The 21,347-nt window shown below is 74.3% G+C and carries 17 protein-coding genes; 9 read left to right on the top strand and 8 right to left on the bottom strand.

The annotated features are described in order from the left end of the window. The 7 genes from malQ to GEV10_19470 all read right to left on the bottom strand — a co-directional run. Positions 1 to 1,847, bottom strand: a 1,847-nt coding sequence (gene malQ / locus GEV10_19440; protein ID MQA80620.1) for a 4-alpha-glucanotransferase, incomplete at its 3' end; no start/stop codon positions are given. A gap of 12 nt (positions 1,848 to 1,859) precedes the next feature. After that, complete coding sequence (locus GEV10_19445) at positions 1,860 to 2,933, bottom strand: MFS transporter (protein ID MQA80621.1); 1,074 nt, start codon at positions 2,931 to 2,933, stop codon at positions 1,860 to 1,862. A 330-nt stretch (positions 2,934 to 3,263) separates the two neighbouring features. Then, positions 3,264 to 3,785, bottom strand: coding sequence for an HNH endonuclease (locus GEV10_19450; protein ID MQA80622.1), 522 nt, complete (start codon positions 3,783 to 3,785; stop codon positions 3,264 to 3,266). A gap of 71 nt (positions 3,786 to 3,856) precedes the next feature. Then, positions 3,857 to 5,485, bottom strand: coding sequence for a thiol reductant ABC exporter subunit CydC (gene cydC, locus GEV10_19455; GenBank protein ID MQA80623.1), 1,629 nt, complete (start codon positions 5,483 to 5,485; stop codon positions 3,857 to 3,859). Continuing rightward, positions 5,482 to 7,209 (bottom strand): thiol reductant ABC exporter subunit CydD, encoded by a 1,728-nt coding sequence (gene cydD, locus GEV10_19460; protein MQA80624.1) that lies wholly within the window; start codon positions 7,207 to 7,209, stop codon positions 5,482 to 5,484. The genes cydC and cydD overlap by 4 nt, the downstream gene beginning before the upstream one ends. Next, on the bottom strand, positions 7,206 to 8,189 hold the full coding sequence (gene cydB, locus GEV10_19465; protein ID MQA80625.1) for a cytochrome d ubiquinol oxidase subunit II: 984 nt from the start codon (positions 8,187 to 8,189) through the stop codon (positions 7,206 to 7,208). Before cydB ends, cydD begins: the two co-directional genes overlap by 4 nt. A 9-nt stretch (positions 8,190 to 8,198) precedes the next feature. Then, complete coding sequence (locus GEV10_19470; GenBank protein ID MQA80626.1) at positions 8,199 to 9,635, bottom strand: cytochrome ubiquinol oxidase subunit I; 1,437 nt, start codon at positions 9,633 to 9,635, stop codon at positions 8,199 to 8,201. Positions 9,636 to 9,706: 71 nt separating this feature from the next. Here GEV10_19470 and GEV10_19475 point away from each other — a divergent pair, with 71 nt between their 5' ends. The 6 genes from GEV10_19475 to GEV10_19500 all read left to right on the top strand — a co-directional run bounded on the left by GEV10_19475 (position 9,707) and on the right by GEV10_19500 (position 18,543). Beyond that, positions 9,707 to 10,087, top strand: coding sequence for a transcriptional regulator (locus GEV10_19475; protein ID MQA80627.1), 381 nt, complete (start codon positions 9,707 to 9,709; stop codon positions 10,085 to 10,087). Positions 10,088 to 10,193: 106 nt separating this feature from the next. Next, positions 10,194 to 11,087, top strand: a complete 894-nt coding sequence (locus GEV10_19480; GenBank protein MQA80628.1) for a M48 family metalloprotease — start codon at positions 10,194 to 10,196, stop codon at positions 11,085 to 11,087. Between the two features lie 15 nt (positions 11,088 to 11,102). After that, on the top strand, positions 11,103 to 13,565 hold the full coding sequence (locus GEV10_19485; GenBank protein MQA80629.1) for a tetratricopeptide repeat protein: 2,463 nt from the start codon (positions 11,103 to 11,105) through the stop codon (positions 13,563 to 13,565). 18 nt (positions 13,566 to 13,583) lie between these two features. Then, a complete protein-coding gene (locus GEV10_19490) occupies positions 13,584 to 15,977 on the top strand; it encodes a tetratricopeptide repeat protein (GenBank protein ID MQA80630.1) in 2,394 nt (797 codons plus the stop codon). Positions 15,978 to 15,987: 10 nt separating this feature from the next. Then, complete coding sequence (locus GEV10_19495) at positions 15,988 to 18,081, top strand: prolyl oligopeptidase family serine peptidase (protein ID MQA80631.1); 2,094 nt, start codon at positions 15,988 to 15,990, stop codon at positions 18,079 to 18,081. A 57-nt stretch (positions 18,082 to 18,138) separates the two neighbouring features. Further along, positions 18,139 to 18,543, top strand: a complete 405-nt coding sequence (locus tag GEV10_19500; protein MQA80632.1) for a glyoxalase — start codon at positions 18,139 to 18,141, stop codon at positions 18,541 to 18,543. Here the strand turns inward: GEV10_19500 and GEV10_19505 are convergent. Continuing rightward, positions 18,533 to 19,219, bottom strand: a complete 687-nt coding sequence (locus GEV10_19505; GenBank protein MQA80633.1) for a helix-turn-helix domain-containing protein — start codon at positions 19,217 to 19,219, stop codon at positions 18,533 to 18,535. The two genes, GEV10_19500 and GEV10_19505, sit on opposite strands and share 11 nt — an antisense overlap. 52 nt (positions 19,220 to 19,271) lie before the next feature. Between GEV10_19505 and GEV10_19510 the strand changes: the two genes are divergently transcribed. From GEV10_19510 to GEV10_19520, 3 genes are all read left to right on the top strand, one after another. After that, a complete protein-coding gene (locus tag GEV10_19510; GenBank protein ID MQA80634.1) occupies positions 19,272 to 19,838 on the top strand; it encodes a GNAT family N-acetyltransferase in 567 nt (188 codons plus the stop codon). 24 nt (positions 19,839 to 19,862) lie between these two features. Next, the gene (locus GEV10_19515; GenBank protein ID MQA80635.1) at positions 19,863 to 20,759 is read left to right on the top strand and encodes a mechanosensitive ion channel; all 897 of its coding nucleotides are present in this window, start codon (positions 19,863 to 19,865) and stop codon (positions 20,757 to 20,759) included. 125 nt (positions 20,760 to 20,884) lie between these two features. Further along, complete coding sequence (locus GEV10_19520) at positions 20,885 to 21,313, top strand: globin (GenBank protein ID MQA80636.1); 429 nt, start codon at positions 20,885 to 20,887, stop codon at positions 21,311 to 21,313. Positions 21,314 to 21,347 lie beyond the last annotated feature (34 nt).

The following is a 21,347-nucleotide window of genomic DNA, read 5'->3' on the forward strand; positions in this document are numbered from 1 at the left end:
CCGGCCGCACGCAGGGCCGTGAGCCACGCCCGGCGGTCGGCCTCGTCGGCGGCGCGTTCCTCGTCGACGGACCTGGTCAGCAGACCCAGCCGGTCGCGCAACTCGACGTGGCCGCCCGTCAGGTACGCCGCCGTCGGCGGCAGGTCGTGGGTCGTGACCGTGGCGAGGCACAGCTCGCGCCAGCGGTCGGCGGGCAGCGGGGTGCGCGCACCGTGCTCGCGTTCGAACCACAGCACCGACGTGCCGAGGATGCCGCGCTCGGCGAGGTACTCGCGCGCGCTGGGTTCGACCGTCCCGAGGTCCTCCCCCACGACGACGGCGCCCGCGCGGTGTGCCTCGAGCGCGAGGATGCCCACCATCGCGTCGTGGTCGTACGACACGTACGTGCCGTCGAACGGTGAGCCGCCCGCGGGGATCCACCACAGCCGGAACAGTCCGACGACGTGGTCGACGCGCACGCCGCCCGCGTGCCGCAGCAGGGCGCGCACCATGTCGCGGTACGGCGCGTAGCTGGCATCCGCGAGGTGGGTCGGGTGCCACGGCGGCTGGCGCCAGTCCTGGCCCTGCTGGTTGAACGCGTCCGGCGGCGCGCCCACCGTGACGCCGGGTGCGAGCACGTCCTGCATCGCCCAGGCGTCGGCCCCGTCGGGGCTCACGCCGACGGCGAGGTCGTGCACGACGCCGAGCGACATCCCGGCGTCGGTCGCGGCGCGCTGCACGCCGGCGAGCTGCTCGTCGAGCAGCCACTGCGACCACCGGTACAGCTCCACGCGGTCCGCGAGCTCCTGGCGGGCCGACGCCACGGCCGCGGAACGCGGGTCGCGCAACGGCTCCGGCCACTCGCGCCAACGCGGGCCGTGGCGTTCGACGAGCGCGCACCACGTCGCGAAGTCGTCCAGCGCCGGGCCCTCGCGCGCGACGAACACCTCGTACACGCGTTGCCGTTCCGCGGCGATCGGGACGCCGTGGACGATCTCGAGCGCACGCGTCTTCATCCGCCAGCAGGAGTCGCGGTCCAGCCCGTCCGCGTCCGCGGCGGCGCGTACCTGCGCACCGAGGGCGTCGACGGCGGCGCGCTCGTCGTCGGGGAGCGCCGCGTACTCGGGGATGTCCTCGACGCGCAGGTACAGCGGGTTCGGGAAGCGTCGCGTGGCGGGGAAGTACGGAGACGGCTCGATCGGCGGGACAGGTGCGGCCGCGTGCAGCGGGTTGACGAGCAGCAGACCCGCGCCCGCCTCGCCGCTCCACGACGCCAGGTCGGCGAGGTCGTGCAGGTCGCCGATGCCCCAGGAACCCTGCGAGCGCACCGAGTACAGCTGCGTCATCAGCCCCCACACACGCCCGTCGACGGGCACGCCGAGGAACGCGGGCGTGACCGCGAGTGGCGCCGTCGTCGTGCCGCCGTCGTGGCGCAGGACGACCTCGTGCCAGCCCAGCGGGAGGTCGGTGGGGAGCTGGAACGTCGCCTCACCGATCGGCACGCCGTCGAGCTCGACCGGCTCGACATGCCGCATCAGCTGCCGCAGGTCGGGGCGTACGGCACCGTCCTCGCACCTGACCTCGATCTCGGCCCGCGTGCCCTCGGGCAGGTGCACGTGGACGTGCGCACCGACCCCCTGCCGCGCGACGACGACCGGCGGCAGCACGCGACGCCACGCCGCGAGCCGGCGTTCGGCGAGCGCGTGTGCCACGGCTTCCGGTGCCGACGCGTCGACGCCGAGCGCGGCCAGCACGGCGACGATGGTGGGCGCGGGGACGGTCACGGGCTCGCGCCGCCAGTCCCAGTAGTGCGTCGCGATGCCGTACGCCTCGGCGAGCTCGGTGACCGCGTCGGGCTGTTCGTCCACCCGGGCAGTCTGCTAAACGGCGCGAACGTCGCGCAGCCGGGTCGTCAGCAGCAGCGACACGAGCGGGAACGCGACCAGGACCGTGAGCGCGACGCGCAGGTCGTACGCGTCGGCGAGCATGCCGAACAGCGGCGCCGCGAGGCCGCCGATGCTCATCGCGAGGCCGAGCGTCACGCCGCTCGCGGTGCCGACCCGGTGCGGCAGGTACTCCTGTCCCAGCGTCACCTGCACGGCGAACGGCAGGAAGCTCGCGAGCCCGAGCACCGCGACGACGACGAACGCGACCGACAGGTTCGGCGCGAGCACCAGCCCGAGCACGCAGGGAGCGGCCGCCAGGTAGCCGATCCGCAGCGTGCGCACCCGGCCGAAGCGGTCGGCGAGCGCACCGCCGATGAGGGCACCGACCGAGCCGGACGCGATGAACGTCGCCAGCGCGACGGAGCCGACCGCCGTCGAGGCGCCGAGCTCGTGGATGAGGTAGAGCGCGACGAACGAGAGGAGGCCGAAGTACAGGATCGAGCGTGCGATCACCGCGCTGGTGAGGAAGCCGAAGCTGCGCCAGTCGTCGCGCCGGTCGACCGCCGGCGGGGGCTTGCGCGGGCCCGCCCGCAGCCGACGTCGTCGCAGCCACAGCAGCGCGGGTACCAGGACCGCGGCCGCGCAGGCGGCGGGAATCGCGAGCAGCGGCGTGGCCGTCACGCCGAACGTGCCGAGCACGGGTGCAACGAGCAGCGGCGCCGACGCGATGCCGACGATGCCGGCGACGGAGAAGTAGCTCATCCCCCGTGCCGTGCCGCCGCTCGCGATCCTGGCCGAACGCGCGGCCTCCGGGTGGTACGCCGCGACCCCGATGCCGGACAGCGCGATCGCCGCCCAGGTGAACGCGTACGCCTCGCCGACACCGGCCAGGCCGATCCCCGCTCCCGCCACGAGCGGCCCGGCGGCGATGAGCCACGGCATCGGCCGGCGGTCGGTCAGCGCGCCGAACACCGGCTGCACGAGGCTGGACAGCAGTGTCGCGGCGAGCGTGATGCCGGTGACCGCGGCGTAGCTGTAGTCGCGGGCGATGACGAGGAACGGCAGCATCGCGGGCACCGCGCCCTGGTGGAAGTCGACCGCCACGTGGCTGCCGACGATCAGGGCGAGCGACGACCGGTGGACGCGGGGACGGCCGTTCTCGGTGCTCGCTTCTCCCTCTCGCGCGCCTCCTCGCTCCCCTCCGGCAGACGCCGCGGAGATCTCAGGGGTGGTGCGGCGGACTTCGCGGCCTCTACCTCCGGCTCGCTCCTCAGCTCCTGCGCTCACCCCCCGATCCTCGCGCATCGCCGCCGCCCGCCGAGTACGGCGTGAAGGTGCCCTTCACCACACCCTGCCGTGGTGAGGGTGCCCTTCACGACGTCGGAGGGCGCGCCGCCCCTAGGACGCGACGCTGCCGACGGCCGGGGCCCACGGCACGAGGTAGGGCTCCCACGACGGGTCGCGGCGTACGTATCCGACGAGCAGCGCGACCGTGCCCGCGGGCGCCTTCGGCTGCCTGGGTAACGACCAGCCGATCTCGGCGAGCAGCCGGTCGGCCTTGGCGTGGTTACAGCGGCGGCATGCGGCGACGACGTTGGACCAGACGTGGCGCCCGCCGCGCGACCGCGGCACGACGTGGTCGATGGTCTCGGCCCTGCCGTCGCAGTACACGCAGTGGTGCGCGTCGCGCTGGAGCACGGCACGCCTGCTCAGCGGCACCCCCCGGCGGTAGGGCACGCGAACGTACCGGCTGAGCAGCACCACGGTGGGCGCGGGCACGTCGAGCCGCTCGGAGTGGAGGGTCTCCTCACCCGTCGCGAGGATCGTCGCCTTCTCGGCCAGGACGAGGATGACGGCACGACGGAGCGGGACGACGCACAGCGGCTCGTACGTCGCGTTGAGCACCAGGGCGTGGGCCACCTGTCCACCTCCGGCCTCAAGTTTGCCCAATGTCGAGGCGAAACGGCTACGAAGAAACGCGGAACGTGGCGTTACGTCGCTGTTATCTCCTCCAGGCGGCCGCCCGCCAGGTGCCGGATTCCGTCCAATTCGGCCAGGTCCCCGGTGCGGTGGGTGAGCAGGAGCACCGTACGGCCGGTCGTCGCCGCGAGCAGGTCGTGCATGAGGGCGTCGGCGGTGGGTTCGTCCAGGTGCTCGGCCGGTTCGTCGAGCACGACCACGGGCTTGCCGGCCAGCAGCACCCGAGCGAGGGCGAGCCGCTGCCGCTCCCCACCGGACAGCCGGTCGCCGTGCTCGCCGACGCGGGTGTCCATGCCGGCCGGCAGGCTCGCCACCCAGTCGCCGAGCCGCGCGGACGTGAGGGCCGTACGGACCTCGGTGTCGGTGGCGTCCGGCCTGGCCAGCCGGACGTTCTCCGCGATCGTCGAGTCGAAGACGTGGGCGTCCTGGGCGCACAGCCCCACGACGCCGCGCGGATCGTCCGCGCCGTTCGCGCCGGCCTCGACGCCGCCGACCAGGACGCGACCCGCCTCCGGCCGGAGCTGTCCCGTCACCAGGGTGGCGAGCGTGCTCTTGCCCGACCCGCTGGCCCCGACGACCGCGACCCGGTGGCCCGCGGGCACGCGGAGGTCGACGCCGGCGAGCACGTCGGTGTCGGCATCCGGCCAGCGACAGGTCACCCGTTCGACGCGGATGTCGTACGGCGGGCGCGGCGCCGTCCCGGCGGAGGCGGCCGGCGGTTCCGCGAGTACGGCGCGGACCCGGCGCAGCGACACTCGCGCGCGCAGCCCCTGCTGCACGGCGTCGGGCAGCGTCCCGAGCACGTCGAGCAGGGCCAGCGGCACCAGCGCGAGCACCGCGAGGTACGTGCCGTCGAGCCGGCCGTCCCGCACTGCTGCGACGCCGGACCCGAGTGCGGCACAGCAGGCGAGACCGGTGGCGGCGACGACCAGGGCGTTGCCGAGCCCCGTCGTGCGCGCCGCGCGCCGCTCCGCCGCACGGAGCCGCGTGTCGTGGCGTTCGAACGCCTCGAGCCCGTACGGGCCCGCGGTCGCGCCGTACGCGACGAGGTCGGGCAGGCCGTGTAGCAGCCGGGTCGTCGCGGCGGCGAGGCGCGCGCGTTCCGGCGGGATCGACGCGGCCGCGCGGCCGACCCGGTGGACGGCGAGCGCCGGCACCGCGAGGACGACGACGCCGGCGGCGACGCCCAGCGATACGGCTGCCGCCGGCAGCAGCGCGCCGACCGCGAGCACCGCGCCGCCGGAGACGAGGACGGCACCGGCGAGCGGCAGCCCCGACCGCAGCAGCAGGTCGAGCACGGCGTCGACATCGTCGACCAGGCGGCCGCTCCCGTAGGCGCCGAGCCGCTCCGGCGCCATCGCGGCGAGCCGCGCGTACGCACGCGACCGCAGCCGGCCGAGCACATCGAACGCGGCGTCATGGCCGACGAGGCGTTCGGCGTACGTGCACACGGCGCGGCCGATGCCGAATGCCCGCACCGCCACCACCGCGACCATCAGCAGCAGCACCGGCGGCCGCTCCGCGGCCCTGGCGATCAGCCACCCCGACGTCGCGAGCAGCCCCACCCCCGCGCCGGCCGCACCCACCCCCAGCACCAGCGCGACCCCGAACCGCACGCCGACCCACCTCCGCGACTTCACATGGCACTACCTGGTCGAATGCCGGATTCGCCCCGGTTCGCACCCGGTAGTGCCATGTCAAGTGCGAGATCGCCCGGTAGTGCCATGTGAAGTGGCACCACCGGCGGTACGAGGGTGCCGAGGGTGACGGTGCGGTCGGCGGCGTCCAGCACCGCGGGGCGGTGGGCGACGACGAGGGTGGTGACGCCGCGGCGGCGCAGGGCGTGCAGGACGGCGGCCTCGGTGCCGGCGTCGAGGCCGGCCGTCGGCTCGTCCAGCAGGAGCAGGTCCGGCCGCCTGACCAGGGCCCTGGCGATCGCGACGCGGCGGGCCTGGCCGGCCGACAGGCGGCCACCGCCGTCGCCGACCGGCACCTCGGGAGCGAGCTCCGCCGCTCGCGCTTCCCGCAGGGCGGCCAGGACGTCGGCGTCGGCGGCGGACGGCACGCCGAGCCGGACGTTGTCGGCGACCGTGCCGGCGACCAGCGACGGGCGTTGCGGCACCCAGCCGACCCGGCCACGCCACGCCTCGATGTCGAGGTCACCGAGGTCGGCGTCGCCGAGCCGTACCCGGCCCGAGTCGGGCGTACGGAAGCCGAGCAGCACCGACAGCAGCGTCGACTTCCCGCAGCCGCTCGGCCCGGTGAGCGCCACGATCTCGCCGGGACGCACCTCGAACGACGCGCCGTCGACGGCCGGCGCCGCCCTGTCGTCCACGCGAACGGTGACGCCCTCGACCCGCAGCACCGCCGTGCGCAGGTCGGGCACCGGCCGCGTTCCCCGCGCCGGCAGCGGCGTCTCGAGCACCGCGAACACCTGCTCGGCGGCGGCGAGACCGTCGACGCTCGCGTGGAAGTGCGCGCCCACGCGCCGCAGCGGCAGGTACGCCTCCGGCGCGAGCAGCAGCACCAGCAGCCCGGTCGCGAGGTCGAGCCGGCCCTCGACGACCCGCAGTCCCACGCCCACGGCCACCAGCGCGACCGACAGCGTCGTCAGGAGTTCCAGCACCAGCGCGGAGAGGAACGCCGACCGCAGCGCGCCGAGCGACTCCCGCCGGTACGTCTCGGTCACCCGGCGCACGGCCGCGGCCTGTGCCCGCGCGCGGCCGAAGACGCGCAGCGTCGGCAGCCCCACGACGACGTCGGCGAAGTGGTGCGCGAGCACCGCGAGCGCGCGCCATCGCCGCGCGCTGCGTCGCTGCGTCGTGAGGCCGACCAGCGCCATGAACACCGGCACGAGCGGCAGCGTCACCGCCACGATCACCGCGCTCACCGGGTCGGCGCCGAGCAGCCGCGCGAGGACGAGCACCGGCACCGTGACCGCGAGCACGAGCTGCGGCAGGTACCGGGCGAAGTACGCGTCGAGCGCGTCGACGCCACGCACCGCGAGTGCCGTCAGCGCGCCGCTGCGCTGCCCCGTCAGCCACGTCGGCCCGAGCGCCACGACATGGGCGAGCAGCCGTCGCCGCAGCGTCGACTTCACCCGCGCCGCTGCCTCGTACGCGACGGTCTCCTGCAGCCAGCCGAGCGCCGCACGCGCGAACGTCACCGCCGCGAGCAGCACGAGCGTCCAGCGGACGTCGGCAGGGCCCGCGCCACCGAGGAACGCCCGGCTCACGACGTCCGCGAGCAGCCCGGCCTGCAGGAGCAGCAGCACGCCGGTCGCGGTGCCGATGCCGGCGCAGCCGGCGAGGTACGGCACCGTCGCCCGCGCGTACCGCAGCAGCCGCGGGTCCAGGGGCCTCACGGCGCCACCACCCGGCGCCGGAACACCCAGTAGCTCCAGCCCTGGTACGCGAGCACGAACGGCAGCAGGATCCCGGCGACGACCGTCATCGTGCGCAGCGCGTACGGACTCGCGACCGTGCTCTCGACGGTCAGCGTCCACCCGGGGTCGAGCGTCGACGGCACCACGGCAGGGAACAGCGCGACGAACACGGTGACGACGGTGAGCGCGATCCCCAGCGCGGTGCCCGCGAACGCCCATCCGTCCCGCCGGCGCCACACCGCGACGAGCGCCGCCGCGACCGCGAGCACCGCGCCCACGCCTGTCACCGCGGACACCACGTCACCGCGCGCGAGCTGCACGTACGCGAGGAACGCGACCACCGCGACGACGGCGACCGGACCGGCGAGGCGTGCGGTACGCAGCGCCCGCACCTGCAGCACGCCGGTCGTGCGCAGCGCGAGGAAGACGGCGCCATGGAAGGCGCACAGGCCGAGGAGTGCGACCGCACCACTGAGTCCCGGCCAGCCGTCGACGACCACGGGCCCGCCGGCGTACGTGCCACGGGCGTCGACCGGAAGCCCCTGGACGAGGGTGCCGAGCACCGCACCCCAGACCACCGCGGGCACGAACGACCCCACCGCGACGGCCGCGTCGCACCGCCGGTGCCAGCGGACGTCGTCGCGCTTGCCGCGGAACTCCAGCGCCACGCCACGACCGACGAGCGCGACGAGCACGGCGAGCGCCGGCAGGTAGAACGCGCTGAACAGCGCCGCGTACCACTGCGGGAACACCGCGAACGGCAGCCCCACGGCGACCACGAGCCAGACCTCGTTGCCGTCCCACACCGGGCCGATCGTGCGCAGCACCGCCTGCCGCTGACCGTCCGTGCGGCCGACGAACGGCGACAGCATGCCGACGCCGAAGTCGAAGCCCTCGAGCACCAGGTAGCCGACCCAGAAGAACGCGACCACCGCGAACCACACGACGGGAATGTCCACCGATCCCCCTCAGTACGACAGGGCCAGGGGCGCGTCGGCGTCCGGCCCGTCGCCGCTGTCGGCGTCGGCGTCGACCGGTGGCGCGCCCTTGCGTGCCAGCCTCGCGAGCAGGCCGACCTCGACCACCGCGAGCACGGCGTAGACCGCGGCGAACGCCACGAGCGAGACCACGACCTCCGAGGCCGTCGTGCCCGGCGAGACGCCGTCGGCGGTACGGAACAGGCCGAACGCCAGCCACGGCTGCCGACCGGTCTCGGTGAACACCCAGCCCGCGCTGTTCGCCAGCAGCGGCAGCAGCGGCAGGGTGAGTGCGGCACGCGCGACCCACCGGTCGCCCCTGGCGGAACGCCGGCGCCGGCGGCCGCGACCGCGGCCGTCCCAGCGGCGGAGCAGCAGCAGGCCGGCGAGCGACGCGACGACCGCGGTCATGCCGAAGCCGATCATCAGCCGGAAGTTCCAGTACGTCGCAGGCACGTTCGGCAGGTAGTCGCCCGGGCCGTACGTCGCGACGTACTCGCGCTGCACGTCGTCGATCCCCTCGACCGTGCCGTCCAGGCGTCCGGTGGCGAGGAACGAGGAGACGTACGGCACCCGCAGGCTCCAGATCTCCTCGCGCCCGTCGAGCGTGCCGATCGTGAACACGCTGAACGACGCCGGTGCCGACGTCTCGTAGATCGCCTCGGCGGCGGCCATCTTCATCGGCTGCCGCTCCGACATCACCTTGCCCTGCATGTCACCGCTGACGGCGACACCGATGCCGGCGACGAGGACGACGGCGCACGCGGCCCGCGCGGCGATGCGGAACACGCCGACCTGATTGCGCCGCGCGAGGTGCCAGAACGAGATGCCCGCGACGAGCGCTCCGGCGGTGACGAAGCTCGCGGCCGCGGTGTGCGCGTACGCGACCACCGCCATCTCGCTGGTGAGGACGGCCACGAAGTCGGTGAGCGTCGCCCGGCCGGTCTCCGGGTCGATCGCGAAGCCGACCGGGTGCTGCATCCACGAGTTCGCCGCGAGGATCACGTACGCGGACAGCTGGGTGCCGATCGCGACGGCCCACATGCAGCCGAGGTGGACGCGCGCGGGCAACCGGTCCCAGCCGAAGATCCACAGGCCGAGGAACGTCGACTCGAGGAAGAACGCGAGCAGCGCCTCCAGCGCGAGCGGCACGCCGAGCACCTCGCCGACGAACACCGAGAACGCGCTCCAGTTCATGCCGAACTGCAGCTCCTGCACCAGGCCGGTGGGCACGCCGACGGCGAAGTTGACCACGAGCAGGCCGCCGAAGAACCGCGTCAGCCGCAGGTAGCGGTCGTCCCCCGTCCGCAGCCACGCGGTCTGGAAGCCCGCGACGATCGCAGAGAGTCCCATGCTCAGCGGGACGAAGAGGAAGTGGTAGACGGTCGTCATCCCGAACTGCAAGCGGGCCAGGTCGAGCACGTCCACGGCCGCCTCCTCGCTATCTACGACGTTCCGTAGTAGATACTACGAGACGTAGTACGACACGTCGTCGTAAGATGGCTCACATGGCACCCACACTCGGCGACCTGGAGCGCGAGGTCATGGAGCACCTCTGGCGCGCCGAGGAGCCGCGAACGGTCCGCGCCGTCCACGCCGCACTCGCGGCCGACCGCGAGATCGCCTACACGACCGTGATGACCGTGCTCGACCGGCTGAGCAGGAAGCAGCTCGTCCGCCGCGTCCGCGACGGCAAGGCGTACCTCTACGAGCCGGTGGGCACCAGGGAGCAGCTCGTCGCCGACCTCATGCACGACGCGCTCTCCGGCGCGGGCGACCGGTCCGCCGCGCTCGTCAGGTTCGTCGGCGGCGTCAGCGCCGACGAGGCCGCCGCCCTGCGCACCGCCCTCACCGACCTCGAGCGACGACAGCCCCCGTGACAGTGTTTCCCGCCTGCCTCCTCCGCTCCGCTCCTCGCTCACTGACGACGGACACGCCGCTCGCTGCGCACGTTCTCGCTACGATGCTCGCTTCGGAGGCCGGCTCGTGAGCGCCTACACGCCCGTCGCGCTCGGGCTGCTCGCGCTCGTCCTCACCGGACCGGCGCCGGCCGCGCTCGCCCGCGCGACGTGGCCGCACCGCGTGCCGCGGGCGGCGGCCGTGCTGTGGCAGTCGCTCGCGACCGCCGCGGTGCTCTCGGCACTCGGCGCCGGGCTGGCGACGGCGACGGGTCTGCTCGTCCGGCCGGTCGGCGTCGTGGAGCTGGTCGGGCACGTGAGCGTTCTCGTGCTCACGATCCTCGTCGCCGTACGGCTCGGCCTCGCCGTCGTCGCATTCGCCGTCCGCACCCGCGCCCGCCGGCGGCGCCACCGCGAGCTCGTCGACCTGCTCGCCGACCGCGACGGCCTCGAACCCGGCCTGCGCATCCTCGCCGAGACGACACCCGTCGCCTACTGCCTGCCGTCGGCGCGCGACGCCCGCGTCGTGCTGTCGGCCGGTGCGCTCGACCGCCTCGACGCCGACGAGCTCGGCGCCGTCATCGCGCACGAGAAGGCCCACCTGCGGGCGCGCCACGACCTCGTGCTCGAGGCGTTCGGCGCGCTCCGCACGGCGTTCCCCCGCTTCGTCCGCAGCCGCACCGCGCTGGAGCAGAACCGCATCCTCGTCGAGATGCTCGCCGATGACGCCGCGCGCCGGCGGGTGGGTGCTGCTCCGCTCGCCAGGGCACTGGTCAAGCTCGCCGGCACGCCCGTCCCCGCCGCGGCGCTCGCGGCGTCTCACCAGGCGACCCTGCTGCGGGTCAGGCGCCTGGCCGAGCCGCCCGGCAGGCACCTGCTGCTGACCGCCTCCACCTACGCCGTCGCGGTCGCGCTCGTGGTCGTGCCGACCGTGTTCGTCGCCGTGCCATGGCTGCTCCGCGTCGTCGACGCCGTGAGCTGACGGCGCCGACGCGACGTGAGCCTGCGGCCCACGAGCACCCGCTATCCTCCGAACGTGACGGTGGGTGACAACACGGCGTTCGCACGCCTTCTCGCGTCCGCGCGGCAGCGCGCGGGCCTCACCCAGGAGGAGCTCGCGGCACGCTCCGGCACGAGCGTGCGGACGGTGAGCAACCTCGAACGCGGCAGCGTCCGCCGTCCCCACGCCGACACCGTCAAGCGGCTCGCCGTGGCACTCGGCCTCACCGGCACGGCCGCGGCGTCCTTCATCGGCGTCGCACGCGGCCACTCGCTCGCCCCACCGGTCACCGTCTCACCCGTCGAGGCGGCACACCCACCCGCGCAGCTCCCCGCCGACCTCGCCGACTTCACCGGACGCGAGGAGACGGTGCGCCACGTCATCGGCCTGCTGACCGAGGAGCATCCGTCCGCGCCGCGCGTGGTCGCGGTGGTCGGGGCGGGCGGCACCGGCAAGAGCAGCCTGGCGACGCGCGTCGCGACCCGCATCCGCGACGGGTTCCCCGACGGCCAGCTCGTCGCCGAGCTGCACGGCGCCACCGCCCAGCCGGCCCGTGCCGAGGACGTCCTGACCGCGCTCCTGCACAGCCTCGGCGTCACGGCGCCGAACGTGCCCCCCAGCCTGGAGGAACGCGCGGCGATGTACCGCTCGCTGCTCGACAGGCGTCGCGTGCTCGTCGTGCTCGACGACGCCCGCGACGCCGCCCAGGTCCGTCCGCTCCTGCCCGCGTCGCCGGGCTGCGCCGTCATCGCCACGAGCCGCAGGTCGCTGTCCGAGCTGCCGGTGCCGCATGTCGAGCTGCCCGCGCTCGACCGCGCCGAGGCACGCGAGCTGTTCACCCGCATCGTCGGCGCGGAACGCGCCCGCGAAGAGCCCGACGCCGCCTCGGCCGTCGTCGACGCCTGCGGCGGGCTGCCGCTCGCGCTGCGCATCGCCGGGAGCCGGCTCGTCGCGCGCCCTGGCTGGACGATCGCGAGCCTCGCCGAACGCCTCACCGACTCGCGCAGGCGACTCGACGAGCTGAGGGTCGGCGACCTCCGCGTCCGCAGCAGCTTCGCGGTCAGCTACCACGCGCTGTCCGGCGAGACCGCGCGGGCGTTCCGGCTGCTCGGTGTCCTCGATCATCCGGAGTGCGGGCTCGCGCCCGCCGCCGCGTTGCTCGACACCTCGGCGGAGGACGCCGAGCGCGTGCTCGACGAGCTCGTCGACGTCCACCTCCTCGACTCACCGCAGCCGGAGCGGTACCGCCTCCACGACCTGCTGCACGGCTTCGCACGCGAGCTCGCCGACGACGAGCTCGCCCGGCACGAGCATGTGGCGGCGGTGCGGCGCGCGCTGGAGTACGCGGTCGACACGGCTCTCGACGCCGCGGCCGTCCTGCACCCGGCAGAGGCGGACGACGACAGGGCCGGCCGCGCGAACGGGTTCGGCGACGTGACGTCGGCGCTCGCCTGGCTCGAGCGGACGACCGAGGAGCTGACCGCTCTGGCCGAGCAGGCGGCGGCGATGCCCGAGCTCCCGCCCGAGACGTCGGCACACCTGCTCGCCGCGATCGCCCACGGCAAGTACGCGACCGGCGACTGGCCCACGATCGAGCACCTCGCCAGGAGGATCCTCCGTGACGTCGACGAGGCACGTGACCCCGCACTCGTGGCGCGTGCGCACGCCCTCCTCGCCCGAGCGCTCACGTCGGTCCACCGCGCCGACGAGGCCGAGCCGCACCACGAGCGTGCACTCGCGGGCTTCCGCGCGCTCGGCCTGCGCGTCCACGAGGCCAGCACGCTCCAGAACGTCGGCGTACGGCTCACCAGGCAGCGCAGGCCCGAGGACTCGCTCCACGTCCTCGACGAGGCGCTGCGGATCTGGACCGAGCTCGACCACCACGCCGGGCGAGCCTGGTGCATCTGGACCGCGGGCACGATCACCAGCTTCCTGCACCACTCCGACGAGGCGCGCGAACAGCTGGAGCAGAGCCTCGCGCTCTTCCGCGCCGCGGGCGACAAGCGCGGGGAGTCCGTCGCCCTCAACAACATCGGGCACAACGACATCCTCGGCGGCCGGCCGGAGCAGGCACTCGTGTACCTGACCGAGAGCCTGGCGCTCTCCCGGCAGCTCGGCAACCGCGACAACGAGGCCGAGGTGCTCGACAGCTTCGGCGAGGCCTACGCCGCGGCCGCCGAGTGGGACCTCGCCAGGCACCACTACGAGCTGGCGCTCGCGCTCCGCATCGAGACGAGGGACAGGCACGGCGAGGCACGCGTCCTCACCCAGCTCGGCAGCGTCCTCTCGGCCCTCGGTGACACCGAGCAGGCCCGCGACACCTGGACGGCCGCGCTGCGCATCTTCGAGGACATGGGCACGCCGGCGGCGGCCGACGTCCGCACCCTGCTCAGTGGCGAGGCGCACGGCCTGTGGCTGACCGAGTTCGGCCTGCAGTCGCACGGTGAGTCCGTGTCCTGACGGGCTTCCGCTACGGTCGTGCCCGTGCCCGGGGACGAGACGTTCGGCAGCCTGCTCGCCCGGACCCGCCGGCAGGCCGGCCTGACGCAGGAGGAACTCGCCGCTCGTGCGGGCACCAGCGTGCGCGCGGTGCGCAACATCGAACGCGGTGCCGTCCGCCGACCACACCTGCACACGGTGCGCGTCCTCGCCAAGGCGCTCGCGCTGCGCGACGACGACACGGCGTACTTCGTCGCTCGGGCACGTGGACAGGTGCCCGCCCACCCGGCACGGCCGGTCGCCGGCGTCGTCCCCGCGCAGCTCCCCGCCGACCTCGCCGACTTCACCGGTCGCCCCGGGACGGTCGCCGACGCCGTGGCGCTGCTGACCGGACGGGACGAGCCGGGCACGCCCGTCCTGGCCGTCGCCGGGTCCGGAGGCAGCGGCAAGAGCGCCCTCGCCGTCCACGTCGCGCACCGGGCGAGGACGTCGTACCCGGACGGGCAGCTCTACGTGGGCCTGCGCGGGGCGTCGGAACGTCCGGTCGATCCCGGCGACGCGCTCGCCACCCTGCTCGCCGGGCTCGGCGTCGGCGGCGCGTCCCTCCCCACGTCGACGACGGAACGTGCCGCCGTCCTCCGTTCCCTGCTCGCCGACAAGCGCATGCTGCTCGTGGTCGACGACGCTCGCGACGCCGCCCAGGTGCGCCCGTTGCTGCCCGGCGCGGGCGGCTGCGCCGTCCTGGTCACGAGTCGCCGATCCCTCGTCGAGCTGACGCCGACCCGGCACATCGAGCTCACCCCTCTCGACCACGACGAGGGCGTGGCCCTCTTCACCGGGATCATCGGAGCCTCGCGTGCCGGCGGCGAGCCGGACGCGACCGCGACCGTCGTCCGTACCTGCGGCGGCCTCCCGCTCGCGATCCGGCTCGCGGCCGGGCGGCTCGCCGCGCGTCCCCGCTGGACCGTCACGAGCCTCGCCGACCGGCTCGCCGACTCCAGGCACCGGCTCGACGAGCTGCGGGCCGGCGACCTCCAGGTGCGCAGCAGCTTCGAGCTCAGCTACCGGAACCTGTCGAACGACGTCGCCCACGCGTTCCGCACACTCGGTGTGCTCGACCATCCGGCGTACGCCCTCGACCTCGCCGCCGCGCTGATCGGCCGTCCCGTCGACGTGGCGGAGAAGCTCCTCGACGAGCTCGTCGACGTCCACCTCCTCGACTCACCGGCGCCGGGACGCTACCGGCTGCACGACCTCCTGCACTCGTTCGCGCGGGAGCTCGCGGCGGACCAGGACTCCGCCGACGTCCGCACGGCGTCGCTGGCGCGAGCACTCGACCACGCGACGGCCGCGACGGTCGACGCCACGGCAGCGCTGCGCCCGTACCTGACCGAGCACGAGGACACGTCGGAGCGCTTCGCGCTGTCCGAGCACGCCATGGCGTGGTACGCCGAGAGCTGGGACGAGCTGTCGTCGCTCGCGCGCCAGGCGGTCGAGCGGCCGGCGCTCGACCGCCACCAGGTCGCACGGCTGCTGGCCGAGCTCGCCGAGAGCCGCTCGGTCGCCGGTCGCTGGCAGCTCTTCGAGGAGTTCGCCCGCGCCGGCCTCGCCCTCGCGGTCGAGAGCGGTGACGAGGCCGCGATGACCCGCGCGCACCTGCAGCTCGGCTGGGCGCTCACCAACCGGGGAGCCACGACCGAGGCGGCTCCGCACCAGGAGGAGGCGCTCGCCGGCAGCCGGCAGCTCGGCCTGCGCGCCCTCGAGGCCAACGCGCTCGTCGGCATCAGCGACCGGCTGCTCCACGACCGCGATCTCGACGAGGCGTTGCGCCGCTCGGAGGAGGCGCGGGCGATCTGGCACGACCTCGGTCACGGGAGCGGCGAGGCGCTCGCGCTCGAGCACCTCGCCAAGGCACTCGACCGCGCCGGCAGGTACGACGAGGCCGTCGCGCGGCTCGAACGCGGGGTGGCGCTCGTCCGGCGGCGGGGCGACCGCCGCACCGAGGCGTTCCAGCTGAACAGCCTCGCGTACTGCTACATCGGACTCGACCGCCCCGCCGACGCGATCGAGCCCGCCACGCGGTGCGTCGAGATCGGCCGCGCGATCGGGCACGCCAACCTTGAGGGCGCCGCGCTCGACACGCTCGCCGAGGCGTACGCCGTCATCGGCGAGCTCGAGCTCGCCCGGCAGCACTTCGAGAACGCCCTCGACCGCCTCGTCGCGCCGCGCGGTCGCGGCAAGGAGGCGACGCTGATCGGGCTCGGCCACGTCCTGCACGCCCTCGGCGACACCGCGGGCGCGAAGGACCGCTGGCGGGAGGCGCTGGCCCAGTACGACGGCGACGAACCACAGGTGGCCGACCTTTACCGCCTCCTCGCCGACCCCGACGCCGAGGTCACCATGGACCGGCCGCGCCGGCCGCGTACCTCGTAGGGTGGCGGGCGTGACGCCACCTTCCCGCCCCGTGTACCCGCACGCCGAACGCCTCGACCTCGTCGACGACCTGCACGGTCACCGGGTCCCCGACCCGTATCGCTGGCTCGAGGACGCCGGATCGCAGCAGACCAAGACCTGGGCCGCCGACCAGGACGCGCTGTGGCAGGCCGCCGCGGCCGAGCTGCCGAACCGGGAGGCGTTCCACGAGCTGCTCACCGCCCTGCTGCGCACGGGCACCGTCTCGGCGCCGGTCTGGCGCGGCGACCGCGCGTTCTTCCTGCGCCGCGAACCGGACCAGGAGCACGCGGTCCTGCTCGTCCGCGAACCCGACGGCACCGAACGCGCCCTCGTCGACCCCGGCGCGCTCGACCCGTCGGGCACCACCACCCTCGACAGCTGGCAGCCGGACAAGGAGGGACGGCTCGTCGCCGTCCAGATCTCCACCGGCGGCGACGAGGAGTCGGTGCTGACCATCCTCGACGCGACGTCGGGCGAGACCGTCGACGGGCCGATCGACCGGTGTCGCTACTCGACGATCGGCTGGCTGCCGGACGGTGCGGCGTTCTACTACGTCAGGCGGCTGCCGCCCGACGCCGTCCCTGACGGCGAGGAGCAGTACCACCGGCGCGTCTACCTGCATCGCGTCGGCACATCGCCCGACGACGACGCGCTGGTGTTCGGCGACGGGGCGGAGAAGACCACGTACTTCGCCGCCGGCGTGAGCTGGGACGGGCGCTGGCTGACCGTCAGCGCCTCGCGCGGCACGGAGCCGCGCAACGACCTGTGGCTCGCCGACCTGCGGGCGGGCGCGGCGCGGGAGCCCGAGCTGCGTCCGGTCCAGGTCGGCGTCGAGGCGCAGACGAGCGTCCACGTCGGCAGGGACGGGCGGATGTACGTCTTCACCGACCGCGACGCACCGCGGCACCGCATCTGCGTGACCGACCCGGCGACGCCGGCGTACGAGACCTGGCGCGACCTCGTCGTCGCCGACCCCGAGGCGGTGCTGAGCGGCTACACGATCCTCGACGGACCCGACGCGCCCCGACCGGTCCTGCTCGCGTCCTGGACCAGGCACGCGGTCGGCGAGCTGACCGTGCACGACCTCGCCACCGGCGAGCGCCTCGCGGCGGTCGACCTGCCGGGCCTCGGTACGACCGGCGCGCTGCGCGCACGTCCCGAGGGCGGGCACGAGGCGTGGTTCGGCTACACCGACTGGACCACGCCCGCGACGGTGTTCCACTACGACGCGCGCTCGAGTGCCGTCACCACGTGGGCGACGGTGCCGGGCGCGGTCGACGTCCCCGACGTCCACACGCACCGGCTCACCTGCACGTCCGCCGACGGCACGACCGTCCGGGCGTTCGCGGTCTCCGCGGCCGCCGGGCCTGAGCCGCGGCCGACCATCCTGTACGGCTACGGCGGCTTCGGCATCTCGCTCTCGCCCGCGTACTCGGCGACGGCCCTGGCCTGGGTCGAGGCCGGCGGCACCTACGTCGTCGCGAACCTGCGCGGCGGCGACGAGGAGGGCGAGGAGTGGCACCGCGCGGGCATGTTCGGTCACAAGCAGAACGTCTTCGACGACTTTCACGCCGTCGCGGAGCACCTGCTCGACGATGGCTGGACGACCCGCGACACGCTCGCGGTATCCGGCGGCTCCAACGGCGGGCTGCTCGTCGGCGCCGCGGTGACCCAGCGGCCCGACCTGTTCGCCGCGGTGCACTGCTCCGCTCCCCTGCTCGACATGGTGCGCTACGAGAAGTTCGGTCTCGGCGCGTCGTGGAACGTCGAGTACGGCAGCGCCGACGACCCCGAGGCTCTCGGCTGGCTGCTCGGCTACTCGCCGTACCACCGGGTCGAGGAGGGCACCGACTACCCCGCCGTGCTGCTGACGGTGTTCGACAGCGACACCCGCGTCGACCCGTTGCACGCGCGGAAGCTCTGCGCCGCCCTGCAGCACGCGACGACGGGCACGCGCCCGATCCTGCTCCGCGCCGAGGCGGAGGTCGGCCACTCCGCCCGCTCGGTCAGCCGCACGGCGCGCCTCTCCGCCGACACCATGTCCTTCCTCGCGAAGTGGACCGGCCTCGACCGCGCGGGCTGACGCCGCCGCGTCCGATTCCTTCAAGACCTGCGCGGGCGGGCAACGTACGGTGCCGGTATGAGCATTCGATTCCACTTCATCGGGCTGAGCACCGCCGACATGGCCAGGTCGCTCGGCTTCTACCGCGCCCTCGGCTTCGCCATCCCCGCCGACGCCGACGACCAGCCCCACGCCGAGTTCCAGCTGCCCGACGGCGGGCCGCTGATGGCGTGGGACACCCACGAGACCGCCAAGTCCATCGACCCCGACTGGACCCCGCCGGCGGGCACCGCCCGCGCGTCGCTCGCGTTCGAGTGCGAGGACGTCGCGCAGGTCGACAAGACGTACGCCCGCCTGGTCGACGCCGGGTACGAGGGGGCGCTCGAGCCGTTCGACGGGTTCTGGGGTCAGCGATACGCCGTCGTGCTCGACCCGGACGGCAACAACGTCGACCTCTTCGCCCCGCTGCCGCCTACCGGGTGAGCACCCCGAGCGGGACGCCGGCCAGGGCGCGCACCTCGCGCGAGAGGTGCGCCTGGTCGGCGTAGCCGCCGGTGGCGGCGACGGTCGCGTACGGGACGCCGTCGCGGGCCCGCGCGACGGCCGCCTGCATGCGCAGGATGCGCGTGAGGGTCTTGGCGCCGTAGCCGAACGCGGGCAGGCAGCGGCGATGCAGCTGGCGCTCGCTCAGGCCGACCCGGTCGGCGATGGACGCGACCGGCAGGCCCGACCGCGTGCACGCGACGACCCGGCGCAGCAGCGGGTCGGGCGGCGGCGCCGTCGCGAGCAGCTCACCCGCCGCGGTCTCGAGCGCGCGGCCGGGCGCGTCTGCCTCGCCGATCCGCTCGGTCAACCGGCGTCCCGACGCCGCGGGCCACACCTCGGCGAGCGGGATCCGCCGGTCGCGCAGCTCGTGCGCGGGCACGCCGAACACGAGCGGACCCGTGCCGGGCGCGAAGCGCAGGCCGATGTAGACGACCCCGCGCGGCAGCCGGGCGAGGTTCGGCCGGGTGTCGGGACCGGCGACCAGGAGCGTGCCGTCGACCCAGATGAGGTCCGTGCACCCGTCGGGCGCGACCGGCACGACCGGTGCGTCGGCCTGGACGACGTTTCGCCACAGCACGGCACCGGCCACCGCCGACGGACGCTCCTCGTACACCCCACCAGACTCTCACCCGCGGGTGACAGCCTCGACCCGTACCGTTGGGCAGGTGATCTCCCCCTCCTACCCGCTCCGCACGGAGCGCCTCGAGCTGCGCCCGTTCACACCCGGCGACCTGGCCGGCCTGCATGCCATCCACTCGCGGCCGGAGGTCGTCCGCTACCTCTACTGGGAGCCGTACGACGAGGAGGCGACACGCATCTCCCTGGAACGCAAGCGGCGGCGCAGCGTCCTCATCGACTCCGGCGACAGCCTCAGCCTCGCCGCGGTGCGCGTCGACGACGGCATGCTCGTCGGCGACGCCACGTTCATCTGGCGCAGCGAGGCCATGCGGCAGGGCGAGATCGGCTACGTCCTCCACCCCGACGCCTTCGGCCGGGGCTACGCCACCGAGATCGGCGCGGAGCTGCTCAGGTTCGGCTTCGAGGACGTCGGCCTGCACCGCATCGCCGGCCGCCTCGACGGTCGCAACGCCGCGTCCGCCCGGGTGCTGGAGAAACTCGGCATGCGCCGCGAGGCCCACCTGGTGCAGAACGAGATCGTCAAGGGCGAGTGGACCGACGAGGTGATCTACGGAGTCCTCGCCGACGAGTGGCGCGAGGCCCACGGCCGTTAGGCCGTCCCGGGGTCGCTACGCTGCATGACCGTGACGTTCGCGCAGGCCCATCCGTGGTACGTCCAGCTGATCGCCATCGTGGTGACGCTGGTCGCCGCCATGGCCCTGCGGTTCCTGCTCGGCCGGCTCATCACCAGGATCGCCCGGCGCATCGGCGAGAGCCGGATGCCCCAGTGGCGGCTGTTCCCCGGACGCAGCTCCGCCCTGCTCTCCGAGCGCCGCGAGCAGCGCACCCAGACCGCCGCGTCGCTGCTGCGCAGCGTGACGTCGTTCGTCGTGTTCTCCATCGCCGTCGTCCTCGTCCTCTACTACCTCGGCGTCGAGCTGACCAAGGTGTTCGCGGGCGTCGGCGTCATCAGCCTCATCGTCGGCTTCGGCGCACGCGAGATCATCAGCGACTTCCTCGCCGGCATCGCGATGCTCGGCGCCGACCAGTACGGCGTCGGCGACGTCGTCGACGTCGGCGCGATCACGGGCACGGTCGAGGGAGTCGGCCTGCGCACGACGCGGCTGCGCGACGCCGACGGCGCCGTCTGGTACGTCCGCAACGGGCAGATCCCCCGGGTCGGCAACATGAGCCAGGGCTGGGGCCGCGCCGTCATCGACGTCCCGGTACCGAGCGGCCGCGACCCCGACACCATCCGCGACCTGCTCGGCAAGGTCGCCCGGTCGATGCGCGACGAGCCCGAGTGGCAGAGCGTGATCCTCGACGAGCCCGACGTTCCCGGCGTCGTCGAGCTGGAGACCGACCACTACGTCGTGCAGGTGACCGTCCGCACGTCGCCGCTGCGCGCCGCGGAGGTCGCCGCCGACCTCCGCGAACGCTTCGTCGACGCCCTCGACGACGCCCTGGCCGCCGAGACGCCCCCCGCCACGGCGTACGAGGCCGCCGAGGAGCCAGGCGACCGCGACGCGCCCTAGGCTGGCCCGATGAGCGCAGGAGCTGAGGAACGAGCCGCAGGTAGGGGCCGCGACGCCTGCCGGACCGAGCAGGGCATTGTCGCGGCACCTGCCGGAGGCGAGCGACGAAGCGGGCGCGTGGGCCGATGAGCGAGCAGCAGGCGTCGACCTTCTACGAGATCGTCGGCGGCGCGGACACCTTCCGCCGTCTCGTCGACGGCTTCTACGCGCGTGTGGCGGACGACCCCCTGCTGCGCGAGATGTACACCGACGACCTCGCCGCGGCGTCCGACCATCTGCGGATGTTCCTCGAGCAGTACTGGGGCGGCCCGCGCACCTACGGCGAGCTGCGCGGACACCCGCGGTTGCGCATGCGGCACGTGCCGTTCCACATCGACCGCGCCGCGCACGACGTCTGGCTGCGCCACATGCGCGCCGCCCTCGACGACGTCGGCCTGCCGCCCGACCGCGACCAGCAGCTGTGGACCTACCTCGTGATGGCGGCCGAGAGCCTCATCAACGTCGAGGACGAGCCCGGCGACCCGCCGCAGGGGCGCTCGCTCCCCCTGGCCTGACATGCCACCGCCGACCGCGGTGACACCTCCCCCG

The organism is Streptosporangiales bacterium, assembly GCA_009379955.1.
Classification (GTDB): domain Bacteria; phylum Actinomycetota; class Actinomycetes; order Streptosporangiales; family WHST01; genus WHST01.